The organism is Clostridium sp. C8-1-8, from assembly GCF_009928445.1.
Lineage (GTDB): Bacteria > Bacillota > Clostridia > Clostridiales > Clostridiaceae > Clostridium_AR.
In genome coordinates this window covers 36,120-52,854 of sequence record NZ_JAABNO010000017.1, presented here as the reverse complement: position 1 = coordinate 52,854, position 16,735 = coordinate 36,120, and the positions used below count along the sequence as shown (strand labels likewise).

Genomic DNA, 16,735 nt, shown 5'->3' with positions numbered 1-16,735 from the left:
AAAATATTTTGATTATTTATTGAGCCGTCTACAAAAGGAGTTTATTTAATGAACGAAAATCTTAAAATATCTGATATCCCTAAAAGTGAAAGGCCTCAAGAAAAATTAATAAGACTTGGATCAGGCGCGTTGTCAAATCATGAGTTACTTGCACTAATACTTAGAACTGGTACTTCAAAAGAAAATGTACTTGGACTTAGTATGAGAATTCTTCAGCAACTTGACGGTATTAATGGCCTTCTAAATACTTCACATTCGGAGCTTATGAAGATAAGTGGAATAAAGGAAGTAAAGGCGGCACAAATAATGGCTTTATGCGAGCTTTTTAAGCGGTTTAAAGGTTTTAAGTCCGGAGAAGAATTTAAGATAAGTGATCCTAAAAGCGCTGCAATGCTTGTTATGAATGAAATATCTAGTTTGAGACAAGAAGTACTTATGCTAATGATGCTCAATACCAAGAATATTATTATTTCAATAAAAGAAGTATTTAAAGGTAGTCTAAATTCATCTATAGTGCATCCAAGAGAGATTTTTGTAGAGGCTATAAAAAAAAGCGCAGCTTCTATAATAATATGTCATAATCATCCTTCGGGAGATCCTACTCCTAGTAAAGAGGATGTTAATATAACATTGCGTATAAAGGAATGTGGAAAGATTGTAGGTATAGACTTGCTTGACCATATAATTATTGGTGGCAAAGATTTTATAAGCTTAAAAGAACAAGGAATAATCTAAAACTGAAAGGGGAATAAACATGGGATTGTTTGGAATGAATAAAGATATGGGGATAGATTTAGGTACGGCGAATACCTTAGTATATGTAAAGGGAAAAGGTATAGTTTTAAGAGAACCTTCAGTTGTAGCGATAAATAATTTAACAAAGAAACCTTTAGCTGTTGGATCAGAAGCAAAGCAGATGATTGGTAGAACTCCAGGAAATATAGTTGCTATTAGACCTTTAAAAGATGGTGTTATAGCAGATTTTGATATTACACAAACAATGCTTAAAAAGTTTATTGATAAGATAACAAATAAAAGTGCTTTCACTAGCCCAAGAATAATAGTATGTTTTCCATCTGGTGTTACAGAGGTTGAGAGAAGAGCTATAGAGGAATCAACTAAACAAGCTGGAGCAAGAGAAGTTGTTCTTATGGAAGAGCCTATGGCTGCAGCTATTGGAGCAGGTCTTCCAGTTGATGAACCTACTGGAAGCATGATTGTTGATATAGGTGGAGGTACTACTGAAGTTGCAGTTGTTTCATTAGGTGGTATAGTAACATCAAAATCTCTAAGAGTAGCTGGAGATGAGCTAGATCAAGCTATAATAAGCTACATAAAGAGAGAATATAACCTTATGATTGGTGAAAGAACAGCGGAAAATATAAAGATGGAGATTGGTTCAGCCTTCAGAGATGATGATGATGAAGAAAAGACAATGCCTATAAAGGGTAGAGATTTGATTACTGGTCTTCCAAAAACAATAGACGTTACTGAAACACAAATAAGAGAAGCTTTGAAAGAACCAGTTTCTGCTATAATAGAAGCAATTAAGACTACTCTAGAAAAAACACCACCAGAACTTGCTGCGGATATAATGGATAAAGGTATAATGCTTGCAGGTGGTGGAGCTCTACTTAAAGGATTAGATGCTTTAATAAATCATGAAACTCATATGCCTGTACATATTGCTGAATCTCCTCTTGATTGTGTGGCTCTAGGAGCTGGTAAAGCTCTAGATAAATTTGATATAATATCAAAACAACAAAGAGGATAATATGAAACTTCTTAGAAATAAACTGGCAGTAACTGTTATAGTGCTGTCAGTTAGCTTTTTAGCTATCATTATATATAGTGTTAAAAGAGATTCAAGCAATCCAATAACCAGTGGAGCAGGCACTGCATTAAACCCAATACAAAAAGCCGCTTATACTTTAGCAAATAAAGCTAAAGGTGGACTGGACTTTTTTGTTAATTTTTCTGAAGTTAAACAAGAAAATGAAGAATTAAAAAAGAAAAATATAGATCTTGAAAATAAGCTTATAGAATACGGAAGTTTAAAAAGTGAAAATGATAGATTAAGAAATATGCTTGATTTTAAGAGTCAAAGGTCTAGTTACTTATATGTAGGAGCTTATATAGTAGCCAAACCTGATCAAAATATGCTAAATGGGTATATAATTGATAAGGGGACCAAGGATGGAGTTGCTAAAGATATGGTGGTTATAGCACCAGAAGGTTTAGTTGGAAAAATAGTTGAGGCTGATGCAAATTGGTCAAAGGTACAGACTCTTATAAATGAAAACTTTGCTGCTCATGGAAAAGTAGGTACAAGTGAAGTTTCTGGTATAGTTAGAGGTTACAAAAATAATGATAATGAGTCTTTAGCAATATTAGACTTGCTTCCAATTAATGCAGTAGTAAACAAAGGTGATGTAATAACAACTACGGGCCTTGGAAAACTATATCCTAAGGATTTAAGAATAGGGACTGTTGTGTCAACGGAAGAAGATAAGATTAAGGTTAATAAGAGCGCAATAATAAAGCCTTTTGTTGATTTTAATAAGTTAGAAGAATTATATGTAGTAGTGCCTAAAGACGGAAATAAGACTGAAATACAATATAAGGACTAGGGGAGGACAAACGGGTGAAGAGAGTTGTACTTGCAGTAATATGCTTGATTTTATTAATTCTTGATAACAGTGTTGTCCCTTTTTTTTCAATAATGAATGGGATGCCTAGTATCTTATTATGTTTCGCCATATGTTTTTCTATTATCAATGGAAGATGGGAAGCAACCATAGTTGGAGCTTTTAGTGGAATACTACAAGACATATTTTTCTATAAGTATTATGGAATTAATGCATTAATAAATTTATTTATTTGTCTATTAGCATCAATAGTAGGTGAAAATATATTTAAGAATAAGAAATTCATTCCGGTTTTATCAACTTTTGTATTAACTATAATTAAGATATTGATTGCAATGCTCATACTGTATTTGGCTAAGGTAAAGGTAAGTTTTGGATATAATATACTTATATCAGCAGCATACAATATGATTATAGTATTTTTGATATATAGTAGAGTTTATAAATTTTCTAACAAGAAGTATATGAAGGTTCAGTGGAAGTTCAATAAAGATAAATAGGTGATTATATGAATAACATGAAGAAAAAAAAGAAATCAGTGAATCGATATACAGTAGTAATAATAGTAATGTTTATTATATTTGCAGCTATAACATCTAGACTTATATATCTTCAGATTTTCAAATATGATGACTATACTGAGAAAGCAAATACAAGTTCACGAAGATTGGTTACAGAAAAAGCACCTAGGGGAAAAATATATGACTCACAAGGTAATCTTTTAGCTACTAATAAGCAGGTTTATACTTTGACATTTACACAAACTGATACTTCGTCAAAAAGTTTTTACAGCACCATGAAGCAGGTTTTTAAGCTTTTGGATGACAATAAAGATTCTCAACAGGATAACTTGAATCTTAAGCTTGATGATAAAGGAGAACCTTATTTTGACTTTAATGTATCCTCGGATGATAGTAAAAGAGCTCTAGAAATCAGATTTAAAAGAGATAGAAGTATGCATGACGATGTTAAGAAGGTTCTATTTAAGAATAAGCAAGAGCTTACTGACGGCGATGAAAGTAAAATAGATGACGAACTATTAAAAGTAAGTGCAAAAGATACTTTCTATTACATGGTAAAGTTCTATAGCATGTATGATATGCTAAATCCGACTAGTGCAGAGAAGGAAAAATATAAAAGATTAAGTGGTAAAGAGATAACTGATATGCTTCTAAAGCATTATTCTATAAATGATATAAGAAGATATATGTTGGTTAAAGATGCTATAAAGATGCAAAGTTTCTCAGGGTTTAAGCCTGTTACCATTGCAGCTAATATAAAGAAAGATACAGCTTTTATATTTTATCAAAAGTTAAACAGCTTACCAGGAGTAGATGTTTCTCTAGAGCCAATGAGGTATTATCCTTATGGTCAGTATGATCTTGCATCAGGGGTAATAGGATATGTTGCATCTATAGATAGTACCAAAAAAGATCGATATGAAGAAAGAGGCTATGATGTATCTACAGATGTTATTGGTAAGGCTGGAGTTGAGTCCGCATTTGAATCTGTACTAAGAGGTAGCACTGGTGGAACTACTATAAAAGTAGATTCTCAAGGAAGAAAAACTGAAGAGCTATTTGATCTTGAGCCAAGCCCAGGAGAAAATGTACATCTTAGTATTGATAAAAATATTCAATATTCAGCAGAAAAAGCATTGCAGGAAAGAATGAATTATGTACAAACTCAGATTAATGATCCTCAGATGTATAAAATCTCTAAGAACTTTAATACTACAAGAGGAGCGGCAGTAGCTATTGAGGCTAAGACTGGAAGGGTTCTGGCTATGGTTAGTAATCCAGGGTATGATGCTAATATATTCTCTGAGCCAGGAAAGCTTACTCCAGAGCTATCAAAGCAGTTTTTCGCTCCTGACTATGAGAGTTTTGGAAAGATGCTTATAGCAAAATATAACTTGGGTAAATCCGTAGATGAGTTGTTTCCTAAGGATTCAAACGGAAATAGACAGGATAAATATGATTTGTATCCTAAACCATTTTACAATTATGCTACTATGGGACTAATTCCTCCTGGATCAACATTTAAACCTCTTATTTCAGTGGCTGCATTAGAGGAAGGTGTTGTGCATCCTAATGATACTTTGTACGGTAAGAAGTACTTTGATACTCATTCGGATATATTAGGTACTTGGGCTCCTGCAGATGAGCATGAGTATGGAATAGTTGATTTAAAAAGAGCTTTAGCAGTATCTTGTAACTTTTATTATTATGAGATGGCTATAAGAATGTATCAAAAACATGGACAAAATACTGAAGCTCTTGACACTTTAGGAAAATATGCATGGCAGCTTGGTATGGGAACTGACCCTAATAGTAAACAAAAAGGCAGTACTGGGATAGAAATAGGGGAAAACTTCGGACAAACTTATAACTATGAGTATTTTAAAAGTCAAACTTTATATTATTCTAAGTATGAATTTGTTGAGGCTTTCTCAAAAGGATCTTATGGTTCCTATAACTTTGTACCGCTAGATATTGCAGCTAAAGATGACGATAGTGATAAGTTAAAAGCCACAAAGCAGGCTATAAAAGATGCAATTACTGATGTTTTGAAAAATAGTACAAGCAGAAGTGTAAAGCTTGATGGTTTTGAAACAAAAATCAAAGGATTATTAAATGATTTAGAGAGTAATTCTAAAGACTTTGGTGACAGAGTAAAAGCAGCTAATAACTCTAATAACAAGTATTCACAAAAGACCGTTGTAAATGCTATAGAGCAATTTATATTTGATAAAAATGGGGCTATAAATACTCCGGCGGAACTTGTAAATGCCGCCATTGGACAAGGTGTTAATAACTTTAGCTTAGTTCAACTTGCAAGTTATATTTCAACAATAGCTAATGGTGGAACAAGATATAAGATTCATCTTGTTGATGATATAACAGACAGCACTGGAAAAGTTATAAAACAATATAAACCAGAGGTACTAGGAAAGATAAATATAAAACCAGAAAATCTTGCCGCTATAAAAGAAGGTATGTCTATGGTTAATAACGGAACAGAGGAAGGTACAGCAAGAGCTCACTTCGTAGGCTTCCCTATCCAAACCGCAGGTAAGACAGGTACGGCTACTTACAAAGAAACTGTTGGCAATGTTCATCAGGAAGATTACGGCAGAAGTGACTATAGTGTTTACGTGTCCTTTGCGCCAGTTGATGATCCACAGATAGTTGTAGCAGTAGTTATGTATGATGGTTATCAAGGTAATATGGGGGCACCGGTTGCTAGAGCCATATATGAGACATATTTTAGAGATCAAATAAAGCAGCAGTACCCTAATTATCAACCAATGTTTGATTATACTTTAAATCCTCCTTTGGAAGATGTTAAGGATGACAATTTAAAATAAGTATAAATTAAGTTTCTATAGAGTGACTATTTGTTTATGCACAACCTCAAATTGATTATTAATCATTTTGAGGTTGTGTTTTTTTACTATTAAGAAAAATATAAAATGTTTTACTAACTAAACCTAGTAAATTCAAGGCAGTAGCATAGCTATTTGGGGTAAACAGTAAAAAATAAAATTATGTGACCTGCTACAATTTCTTCGTAAGCGTTTAGAAAAGTCAGATGAACAAAAAAAGTTCGCTGAAGAAGGTCGCTTCACTGACTTATATAACGAATGAAGTTTTTGTTTATTTGAGCATAGAAGGATTAAAGGGGTATGTAATTTTGCTAAAAGATTAATGCAAGCTAAAGTTTATGAATTTATGGACGAAAAGAAATATGTTCAATGTAAACAATTAATTGGTATTTGTGTAAATATTTTTGAGATTTATGTAGTTTTTTAAAATATATATTAAATTATGAGCTAAATTTGTAGAAAATTCTTTATATATGTTATGTAGATGATATAATTATTTTATATGGTTAAAAGGATTTTTATAAGCTTTTGTTGAATTAGAACATAGTAGGGTAAGCTTTGGAGGTTTTTATGTTAGACGAGGGGATTTTTATAAAAGGAAATAAAGAAGGTATTGTAGCCCTAATAAATATGGATAAATTTAAAGACTTTGATGAAATGCTCGAAAAACTATTAGAGCGTTTAAGTTCAGGTAAACAGTTTTATACTGGTGCTACTCTAACTTTTATTGCTGATTTAAGGCATATAAACGACAAGCAAATGAGACGTTTGAAAGATGTTCTTTTTGATGAAATAATGATTAAGGACTGTATTTTTCAAGAAAAAGAAGAAAAGGAAAGTAAGACTTTCACCGGTGTGTACGAAGGAAGAACTAAGTTTATCAGAAAAACAGTAAGAGGTGGTCAAAGCATCAATTACCCAGGAAATATTGTTATAATAGGTGATATAAATAATGGGGCAGAGGTTTCTGCAGCTGGAAATATAATAGTATTGGGGAGTATAAAAGGCCAAGTTCGCGCTGGAATTAATGGCAATAAAAAATCAGTTATAGCAGCATTTTTGTTACAGCCAGAGCTTCTTAGCATAGCGGATTTAATTACAATATCACCAGAGGGGGATAAACCTACATATCCAGAAGTAGCCAAGATTAAGGATGGGGAAATAGTTGTTGAGCCATACTTACCTAATAAATACATAAGCACATGGAGGGATTAAGAAAATGGGAGTTTCAATAGTAATAACGTCAGGTAAAGGTGGAGTTGGAAAGACTACTACTACTGCAAATATAGGAACAGCCTTAGCTGCTTTAGGTAAAAAAGTGGTTGTAGTAGATGGGGATACAGGTCTTAGAAATTTAGATGTTCTTATGGGGTTAGAGAATAGGATAGTGTACACTATTATTGATGTAATAGAAAATAGATGTAGAACTAAACAGGCGTTGATAAAGGATAAGAGATTTCCAAACCTTTTCCTATTGCCTACAGCTCAAACTAAGGATAAAGATGATATAAGTACACAACAAATGCTAAAACTTGTAAATGAGCTTAAGGAAGAATTTGACTATGTATTGATTGATTGCCCAGCTGGTATAGAGCAAGGCTTTGAAAACGCCATAGTAGGCGCTGAAAGAGCTATAGTTGTTGTTAATCCAGAAATAACATCAGTTAGAGATGCTGATAGAGTTATAGGAAAGCTTGATGCAAAGGGACTTGAAGATCATCAAGTAATAGTTAATAGATTGAATTATGAAATGACTCAAAAGGGTGATATGTTAGATGTGCCCGATATAATCGAAACCTTATCAGTGAAGCTTCTAGGAGTTGTTCCAGACGACAAAACTATTACAGTTTCTACTAATAAGGGAGAGCCTATTGTTTTGGATGATAAAGCTTTTGCTGGACAAGCGTTTAGAAATATAGCAAGAAGAATCACTGGAGAGGAAGTTCCTCTTTTAGATCTAAGTAATGAATCTGCTGGCTTTTTTAATTCTTTAAAGAAATTGTTTAAAAAGAAATAGGGGGGGTGTTGTTGATGGATTTATTTAAAGTTTTTTCCAATAAGCCAACACCTAAGGAAGTAGCGAAAGATAGATTGAAACTAATATTAATACATGATAGAGGAGATTTATCTCCTGAAACCTTAGCTAATATAAAGAGTGAGATATTAGAAGTTTTATCAAAGTATATTGAGATAGATCATGATGATATTGATATAGCGATAACTAAATCAGGAGAGATGGACAATGATTCTCCAGCTTTAGTAGCTAATATTCCCATAAAGAATGTTAGAGGTAGATAATAGTTTGGTCCACACAGCAGATTTAAAGCCTGTTGTGTGGACCAAATTGCAGATGCGCAAAAAAAGGTTAAATATATAGAAATATAATCTTTACAATTTTTTTGTTTTTCTTTACCCTTTTATAAGCTATAATTATTGATGTAGGTTGTAAAAAAGATAACATATAACTAAAGAAATTTATTAAAAACTAAGGTTGCGGAGGTAGTACAATGCTTAAAAAGTTAAAGCTAGATACTAAACTTCTCAGAGAAATGGATTTTAGTATACTTATTGCAACAATCCTTACAGTACTATTTGGAATAGTTAATATCTACGCTGCGATGAAACCGGATGTTTCTGATGTGAAAAAGCAAATTTTATGGTTTGTATTTTCTCTAGTAGTTCTTTATGGAATACTTCTTGTAGATTATAATATTCTAAGAGGATTTGCACCGATTTTGTATTGGGGATCTATATTACTACTAATCTATACTAGATTTATGGGAGCTACTATTAATGGAGCAAGAGGATGGATTAAAGTTGGGTCTTTATTCTCTATTCAGGCTTCTGAGCTGGCTAAGGTTGCTATAATATTTATGCTAGCAAAGAAGTTAGATGAGATGGATCTTAAGGTTAACAATATAAAGAATTTTTTTGTTTTGGCAGCATATACTTTAGTACCTGTTGCGCTTATAGTTATTCAACCAGATATGGGGATGACCATGGTATGCTTCTTTATTGTACTAGGAATTTTCTTTTGTGCAGGGTTAGACATGAGAATTATAATAGGTGGACTTACCTCTTTAGTGTTTGGAGTTTTGTTATTATGGAATTCTGGTCTTATAGAGGACTATCAGAAAAGAAGGCTTGTGTCATTCCTAAATCCAGAAGCTGATGAACTTGGTTCAGGACTTCAGCTTATGCAATCAATGACTGGTATAGGTTCAGGAGGTTTTTTTGGAACTGGATTGAAATTTTCACCAAATGCAGGGACAAGCTATGTAGGACAATTTGTTCCAGAAAAGCAGACAGATTTTATATTTGCAGTTATAGGTGAACACTGGGGAACTATTGGTGCTATAGTTTTGCTTACACTATATGGAGTCATAGTTTATAGGACCATAAGAACAGCAAGAAATTCAAAAGATATTTTTGGTTCTATGATTTGTGTGGGACTAGCATCTTACTTTTTATTTGCTATATTACAAAATATAGGAATGACTATTGGTATAATGCCTATAACTGGTATAACATTACCGCTTGTTAGCTATGGAGGTAGCTCGCTTTTAACTACTATAATGTCTATAGCTTTAATAATAAATATTGGTATGAGAAAGAAAAAAATTAATTTTTAGGGGGAAAAGGGTATTATGAATATTTCACTTATAGCTCATGATGAGAAAAAAGAAGATATGCTTGAGTTTGTTAGCAGATACAAGTATATATTTGAGAGGCATACATTATATGCTACAGGAACCACTGGAAAGAGAATAACAGAGGAAACAGGATTGCCAGTACATAGATTTTTATCTGGTCCTCTTGGTGGAGACCAACAAATAGGAAGTAAAATAGCTGAGGGAAACATGGATTTAGTTATATTCTTAAGAGATCCATTAACTTCTCAACCACATGAGCCAGATGTTACAGCGTTGATAAGATTATGTGATGTTCATCACATACCTGTAGCTACTAATATAGGCAGCGCTGAGGTTTTTGTAAAATCACTAAAGTAGCTCTTATACATAGTTTTATTAATAAGTAAGTTCTGTTAAAGTATGAACTTGAATTAAGTGTTCAGTTATCATATGCTTTAAGGAGCTTGTAAAAAGAATTAAAAACACTCTCTGAGACTAATCTTAGAGAGTGTTTTTTTCTTTATCTGCTTATCATATAATTCTAACAATGAAAATATATATAATATGAACTTTGATATAAGGCTTAAAAGCACAATTATGAACATGGGAGGATAAATATGGGGAATTATAATGGTGAGTATGAGAGTTACTATGCAAAGATATTACAAAGAAAACGTGAGCAAAATCCTTATGCAGCATATGGAGTTCAGGAACCTCATAATAGAGAGAGTGGGATAAGCAGTATAAAAAATATAAACAGTATTAATAGCAATTTTTTTACTAAAAGGATAATGCAAGAACTTCTTGGAGTGCTATGCTTAACGGCCTTTGTAATTGCATGTAAGACTGTTTCAACACCTGAAACTACAATAGCCTATAAGTATGCTAAGGATATTGTAAATAATAATATAGACTATAGTAAGTTTGTTGATCCAAAGATAGCTGGTTATATAAGTTCTTTAGATTTTAAAGATGCTGCAAGTGTAAGGGATAAACTAGAGGATTCTATAGAGACTTTTAAAGCTAATGTTACAGGAGGAAAAACACTTAAAGAAAAAGCCAAAGAAAGTTTTGTAAGTCCTGTGAAAGGTACGATAAATGCTGAGTTAAGTAGTAAGCAAAAGGATAAAGCATTAATTATAGAAGTAAAGGAAAACACTGAAGTTATGGCACCTAATGGAGGTGCTGTAAAAAAGACTGGGGAAGATAAAGAAAATGGAGCTTATGTTCTTATAGATCATGGAGATGGTATTGAGTCAAAATGCTCTGGTATCAAAGACATCTCTGTAAAAGAAGGGGATAAAGTTGAAAAGGGACAATTTTTGGGCAAAAGTACTACAGTAAAAAGTTTGAATAAAGCATGTATCATATTTTCATTAAGTTATATGGGAGAAGATAAAGATCCAAAGGAGTATGTAACATTTGATTAGCAATTCTTTAGGAGAATTACATGGTAAAAATAAGCAAGTGGTTAATTCCTCAGGTGCTAATATTCCTGATTTTAGGATTTAAGTCTAAAATATTTTTAGCCTTTCTATGGATAATACTGCATGAGATAACTCATTACGTTGTAGCAAAGTGGATGAGATTAAGCGTTGACAATTTTAAGATTCATCCTTTTGGAACGACCCTAGAATTGAGCGATTTTGATGAGTTGACTCATAAGGAAGAGATAATTCTTTCCGTAGCTGGCCCTTTTTTTAATCTATTGATGTTCAGCCTTTTTAATATGGTATATAAGATTGCTCCAACAGATTTCGTTAATAATTCTATGGAGATCAATCTTGTTTTGTTTATATTTAATATGTTGCCGGCATACCCGCTAGACGGCTCTAAGGTTTTAAGAACAGTTCTAAGTTCTAAGATATTTTATAAGAAGGCACACAATATAACAGCTTATATAAGCTATGGTGTAGGGGGAATTGGATTTTTGTTATTTGCCTACTTATTTATAATACATAAATTTAATCTTAGTATATTACTTACATCATGTTTCATAGTTTATATAACATATAATGAAAAAAGAAAGGTAATGTATATAATTATGGGAGATATAATAAAAAAGCGGAGTAGATTGGCTAAGAGAAAGTATATTTATAATAAGTCAATCTCTGTTTACTGCAAATTAGGATTAATAAATGTATTAGGATTAGTAGACAAAAATAAATTTAATAGTTTTTTTATTTTAGATGATGATCTTAAAGTTATGGATATTATTCATGAGGACGAGCTTATTGAAGCTCTGAAAGTGTATGGAAATATAACCTTAGAAGAATACATAAATCTTAAAAACAGCTGGATGAAAAAATAGCTATTGGTTAATCATTAATGGTATGATAAAATATAATGATGTAAATTTAAGAAGTATATAAATATACTTCTTTTTTACTGTTAAGTTAAATATAAGATTTTTTGATGGCTAAATTTAGTGATTTCAACAACTTAGAATAGCTATTAAGGAGAGATATTAAAAAATATTTTGCCTGTCACAATTTCTTCACAGAGGTTCAGAAAAGGCAGATGGGCAAAAAACGGTGGTTTAAGAGACGGTCATTTAATAATAAGTTAAGTCTAGGAGGAAAAGGTTATGGTTAGAATAACAGATGATATTTTATATAAAGTTGAAAAGCCTGCTAGGTATGTTGGGGGAGAATTAAATCAGGTTATAAAAGACCCTAAAAAAGTAGACATTAGGTTTGCTTTCTGTTTCCCTGATGTATATGAAGTGGGAATGTCCCATTTAGGATCAAGAATACTTTATCATACCCTAAATGAGAGAAGCGATACATATTGTGAAAGAAGTTATGCTCCGTGGCCAGATATGGAAAAAGAGCTTAGAAAAAATAATATACCTTTATTTGCTCTTGAAACAAAGGATTCATTAAATGAATTTGATTTTCTTGGTTTTACTCTTCAGTATGAGATGAGTTATACAAACATCTTAAATATGCTTAATCTTTCAGGAGTAACTATAAGAGCCTCTGAAAGAGGGGAAGACGAACCTATAATTATGGCAGGGGGGCCTTGTGCATACAACCCAGAGCCTTTATATGATATTGTAGACTTCTTTGAAATAGGAGAAGGTGAGGACATGATGAATGATGTCCTTGATGTATATAAGAAGTATAAGGGAAAAGGAAAGAAAAAAGAGTTCTTGAGAGAAATCTCTAAAATAAGAGGAATTTACGTACCTTCACTTTATGATGTTGAGTATAACGAAGATAATACAATAAAATCATTTAAGTCAAAGTTTGAAGATGTACCTGCTAAAGTTCAAAAAAGAATGATAAATGATTTTGATAAAGTATCTTTCCCAGATAAGTTTATAGTTCCATACACTGAAATAGTTCATGATAGAGTAGTGCTTGAGGTATTTAGAGGATGCACAAATGGCTGTAGATTCTGTCAAGCTGGTATGATATATAGACCAGTAAGAGAAAAGTCTAGAGAGACTCTTCTTAAAAATGCTAGACAGCTTGTAGATGCTACTGGATATGATGAAATATCACTTTCATCTTTGAGTACTTGTGATTACTCTGATATACAAGGTCTAGTTACTGATTTAGTGAATGAGCATAGTGGAAATAATGTGGGTGTTGCATTGCCTTCAATAAGAGTTGATGCATTCTCGGTGGATCTTATAAAAGAGATACAAAAGGTTAGAAAGAGCGGATTAACTTTTGCTCCAGAAGCTGGTTCTCAAAGAATGAGAGATGTAATAAATAAAGGACTTACTGAAGAAAGAATACTAGAAGCTGCTAGAAGTGCTTTTGAAGCAGGCTGGAGCACTTTAAAACTTTACTTTATGATAGGTCTTCCTTATGAAACTATTGAGGATGTTAAAGAAATTGGGGTCTTAGCTGAGAAGATAGCTGCTGAATATTTTAGTATCCCTAAGAATGTTAGAAATAAGGGACTTAGAGTTACTGTAAGTACATCTATATTAGTTCCGAAACCATTTACTCCTTTCCAATGGGCACCTATGGAGAAGATAGATTTAGTTTCAGATAAGATATCAGCTGTAAAGAGTTCCATTAAGTCAAGATCAATAGTATACAACTATCATGAGCAAAAAACCTCATATATGGAAGCGTTATTTGCAAGAGGAGACAGAAGACTTTGTGATGTTCTTGTAAAAGCTTATGAGAAAGGCGCTAAGTTTGATGGTTGGTCAGAATACTTTAATTTTGATCTATGGAAAGAAGCTATAGATGAATGTGGGCTTGATGGAGATTTCTATTGCTATAGAGAAAGAGCCTATGATGAATTATTACCTTGGGACTTTATAGATATTGGAGTTAATAGAAAGTATTTAGAAATTGAAAATGAAAAGGCTAAAAAAGCATCAGTTACACAGAACTGTAGAGTAGGATGTACTGGCTGTGGTATTGATGTGAACTTTAAAGAAGGGAAGTGCTTTGCTGGTGCGATATCTAATTAAATTTACAAAAGAGAGTGATATTAAGTTTATCTCACATCTTGATGTTATGAGAACTATACAAAGAGTTATAAGAAGAGCAGGGCTTCCTATTGAGTATTCAAAAGGCTTCAATCCACATATGAATTTGTCCATAGCAAACCCTTTATCAGTAGGTTTTTACTCAGAAGGAGATTACTTAGATATAGGTCTTTCAGAAGAGCTTTCAGAAGCTGAGATTAGAGAAAGATTGAATAGTAATTCAGCACAAGGGATAAGATTCTTAGAGGTTTCTAAGGTTATAAATAAGGAAAATGAAAAAAAGGTGCCTCAAGCAATGGCTTTGATTGATGCTGCTAGATATATAATTAAGATAAAGTATAGTGACACAAAGCTTACTTTAGTTGAAATAGAAAGTCTTATGCAAGAAGCTGAGTGGGTTACTCTTAAGAAAAGCAAAAATGGTGAAAAGATGGTTGATATAAAGCCTATGGTAAAGGAACTAAAGTATTGGATTAATGAAGATAGGATTATATTAAATGCATTGATAAGCTGTGGAAGCAGGGAACATCTTTCTCCAGAACTATTGGCAACATATATAAGAAGTAAAACTACAAACTATGAGGAAGAAGCTTTTATTGATATAAAAAGAGAAGAGCTTTATGCTTATAAAGCAGAAGCATTAGTTCCTCTTTATAAATATATATAGCTGCGGTAATGTATTATGAGAGAACTGTTTATAGAGAGAAGACAATCAATTTTTAGGATTGCTATTAAGGAAAAGGGATTACTTACAGAGTGCTTTGTGGAAGAGGAAAACAATGAACCTCTCCCAGGAGAAATATATAAGGGAACCATTAAAAATATTGTCACAGCCATAGGAAGTGCGTTTATAGACATTGGTCATGAGAAGAATGGATATATGCATTTTGATATGGATAAGAAATCTTTAAAAAAAGGTCAGGATATTATTGTTGAGATAATAAGTGAAGGTTTTGGCAGTAAAGGGCCTAAGGTAGCAGCGCCAGTAAGTCTTCCAGGTAGATTTGTTGTGATCACTAGAGGTAAGGCTGAAGTATTAATATCAAAACGAATAGAAGATAGTGAGTTAAGGGAATGCTTCACTGCTTATATTAACCCAGTAGAAGGCTTTTCTATAACTATAAGAACTAACGCTCAATTTGCATCAATTGATGAGATAACTGAAGAAATAAACAAGCTTAAGGGAATATATGAAGCTATTGAAAAAGAAGCTTTATATAGCTTGAAGAATAAAAAGATATATGGTGAAAATGCATTATTGCATAAGGTCTTAAGAGATAATATAAACAATGATACCTCCAAGATTGTAGTTGATTCTTCTGAAGACTATGAAGCTGTTAAAGACTATATAAATGGCAATAAAAATATTAGTTTAATAATGCACGAGGAAATAAGAAGCCTATTTGATTACTATGGAATTGAAAAGGAGATATTAAACTTAAGAAGTTCTAAAGTTAATCTAAAATGTGGTGGAAACATAGTGATAGACAGGACAGAGGCTATGTATGTTATAGATGTAAATTCTGCAAAGAATATCACTGGAAGAAATTTTGCAAAGACTGCAGAAGAAACTAATATTGAAGCAGCTAAAGAGATAGGAAGACAGATAAGACTTAGAAATCTTAGTGGAATAATAGTTGTTGATTTTATAGATATGGAAAGTACACAAGCTAAAAACAAAGTGTATAATGCTGTAAAGGAAAGTTTAGAAGGTGACATAAGCAGAACCAGAGTATTTCAATTTACGGAATTAAATCTTTTGCAGATATCAAGAAGCAGAAGAGGAAAAAGTATATATGACTATATAGAAGAAGAATGTGAAGTATGTAACGGACATGGGAAAAGACTTAAGGGATCATATATAAAGCATTTGATTAAGAATGAGATAATCAGGGCAGAAGCTGAAGGAACTATTAAGGATTTCTATATAGAATTAAAAGACGTATATGAGAAATATGTAATGGGCGATAAGCTAAGTTTTCTTAGGGATATAGGTGGGTTGGATAAGAATATATATTTGAAATTTATTGATACCACTGACCATTATTATAAATTAGAGCCATTATTATTCAAGAATCAGATAGAAGCTGTAAAAGATTATAAGCTGCAACTATATTAACAATGTACCACTTAATACTAAAATAGATTTGGTATTAAAGTTGCACATATTTAAAAATAACTTTACAAAATATGTCCGATATGGTAGAATGGCTTTTGTGAACCGCACACGTAAGGTCCAAAAATCGATTTAATTATCGTACCCGTAGTGGCGAGACCGTAATGAGGAGGTGTTTTTATGTACGCAGTAGTTAAGACAGGTGGAAAACAATTCAGAGTTCAAGAAGGCGATGTTATATTCGTTGAAAAATTAGAAGCTGAAGTAGAATCAACAGTTGAGTTAACAGAAGTTCTAGCAGTAGCTAAGGATGGTGAACTTAAGGTTGGTACACCAGTAGTAGAAGGTGCTAAGGTAGTTGCTAAGGTAGCTGCTCAAGGTAAGGCTAAGAAGATTATAGTTTTCAAGTACAAGAGAAAGAAAGACTATAGAAGAAAGAACGGCCACAGACAACCTTATACAAAGCTAGTTATAGAAAAAATAGAAGCTTAA

At 32.5% G+C, this 16,735-nt stretch carries 16 protein-coding genes; all 16 read left to right on the top strand.

Going from position 1 to position 16,735, the window contains the following annotated elements; translation table 11 throughout:
• Nucleotides 1–48 precede the first annotated feature (48 nt).
• The 16 genes from radC (at nucleotide 49) to rplU (ending at nucleotide 16,735) form a co-directional block, all read left to right on the top strand.
• A complete protein-coding gene (gene radC, locus GXK57_RS16500; protein WP_160678483.1) occupies nucleotides 49–735 on the top strand; it encodes a DNA repair protein RadC in 687 nt (228 codons plus the stop codon).
• Between the two features lie 19 nt (nucleotides 736–754).
• Entirely contained in the window at nucleotides 755–1,774 is a 1,020-nt protein-coding gene (locus tag GXK57_RS16495; RefSeq protein WP_160678481.1) for a rod shape-determining protein, read from the top strand.
• 1 nt (nucleotide 1,775) lies between these two features.
• The gene (gene mreC, locus GXK57_RS16490) at nucleotides 1,776–2,630 is read left to right on the top strand and encodes a rod shape-determining protein MreC (protein ID WP_160678479.1); all 855 of its coding nucleotides are present in this window, start codon (nucleotides 1,776–1,778) and stop codon (nucleotides 2,628–2,630) included.
• Nucleotides 2,631–2,644: 14 nt separating this feature from the next.
• Complete coding sequence (mreD, locus tag GXK57_RS16485) at nucleotides 2,645–3,148, top strand: rod shape-determining protein MreD (RefSeq protein ID WP_160678477.1); 504 nt, start codon at nucleotides 2,645–2,647, stop codon at nucleotides 3,146–3,148.
• Between the two features lie 17 nt (nucleotides 3,149–3,165).
• A complete protein-coding gene (locus GXK57_RS16480) occupies nucleotides 3,166–6,018 on the top strand; it encodes a penicillin-binding transpeptidase domain-containing protein (RefSeq protein ID WP_160678475.1) in 2,853 nt (950 codons plus the stop codon).
• A 588-nt stretch (nucleotides 6,019–6,606) separates the two neighbouring features.
• Entirely contained in the window at nucleotides 6,607–7,251 is a 645-nt protein-coding gene (gene minC, locus GXK57_RS16475; RefSeq protein ID WP_160678473.1) for a septum site-determining protein MinC, read from the top strand.
• Nucleotides 7,252–7,255: 4 nt separating this feature from the next.
• Nucleotides 7,256–8,053, top strand: coding sequence for a septum site-determining protein MinD (minD, locus tag GXK57_RS16470; protein ID WP_160678471.1), 798 nt, complete (start codon nucleotides 7,256–7,258; stop codon nucleotides 8,051–8,053).
• A 14-nt stretch (nucleotides 8,054–8,067) separates the two neighbouring features.
• On the top strand, nucleotides 8,068–8,334 hold the full coding sequence (minE, locus tag GXK57_RS16465) for a cell division topological specificity factor MinE (protein WP_160678469.1): 267 nt from the start codon (nucleotides 8,068–8,070) through the stop codon (nucleotides 8,332–8,334).
• A 209-nt stretch (nucleotides 8,335–8,543) separates the two neighbouring features.
• A complete protein-coding gene (gene rodA, locus GXK57_RS16460; RefSeq protein WP_160678467.1) occupies nucleotides 8,544–9,668 on the top strand; it encodes a rod shape-determining protein RodA in 1,125 nt (374 codons plus the stop codon).
• Nucleotides 9,669–9,683: 15 nt separating this feature from the next.
• Nucleotides 9,684–10,046 carry a methylglyoxal synthase gene (mgsA, locus tag GXK57_RS16455; protein WP_160678465.1) on the top strand — a complete coding sequence of 121 codons (363 nt, stop codon included), beginning with the start codon at nucleotides 9,684–9,686 and terminating at the stop codon, nucleotides 10,044–10,046.
• A 239-nt stretch (nucleotides 10,047–10,285) separates the two neighbouring features.
• The gene (locus tag GXK57_RS16450; protein WP_160678463.1) at nucleotides 10,286–11,098 is read left to right on the top strand and encodes a M23 family metallopeptidase; all 813 of its coding nucleotides are present in this window, start codon (nucleotides 10,286–10,288) and stop codon (nucleotides 11,096–11,098) included.
• Between the two features lie 20 nt (nucleotides 11,099–11,118).
• Nucleotides 11,119–11,979, top strand: a complete 861-nt coding sequence (locus GXK57_RS16445) for a M50 family metallopeptidase (RefSeq protein ID WP_160678461.1) — start codon at nucleotides 11,119–11,121, stop codon at nucleotides 11,977–11,979.
• 276 nt (nucleotides 11,980–12,255) lie between these two features.
• On the top strand, nucleotides 12,256–14,109 hold the full coding sequence (locus GXK57_RS16440; RefSeq protein ID WP_160678459.1) for a TIGR03960 family B12-binding radical SAM protein: 1,854 nt from the start codon (nucleotides 12,256–12,258) through the stop codon (nucleotides 14,107–14,109).
• Nucleotides 14,093–14,794: a TIGR03936 family radical SAM-associated protein gene (locus GXK57_RS16435; protein WP_160678585.1), complete on the top strand. Its 702-nt coding sequence runs from the start codon at nucleotides 14,093–14,095 to the stop codon at nucleotides 14,792–14,794. Before GXK57_RS16440 ends, GXK57_RS16435 begins: the two co-directional genes overlap by 17 nt.
• A gap of 15 nt (nucleotides 14,795–14,809) precedes the next feature.
• On the top strand, nucleotides 14,810–16,246 hold the full coding sequence (locus tag GXK57_RS16430; protein WP_160678457.1) for a ribonuclease E/G: 1,437 nt from the start codon (nucleotides 14,810–14,812) through the stop codon (nucleotides 16,244–16,246).
• Nucleotides 16,247–16,423: 177 nt separating this feature from the next.
• Complete coding sequence (gene rplU, locus GXK57_RS16425; RefSeq protein WP_128212329.1) at nucleotides 16,424–16,735, top strand: 50S ribosomal protein L21; 312 nt, start codon at nucleotides 16,424–16,426, stop codon at nucleotides 16,733–16,735.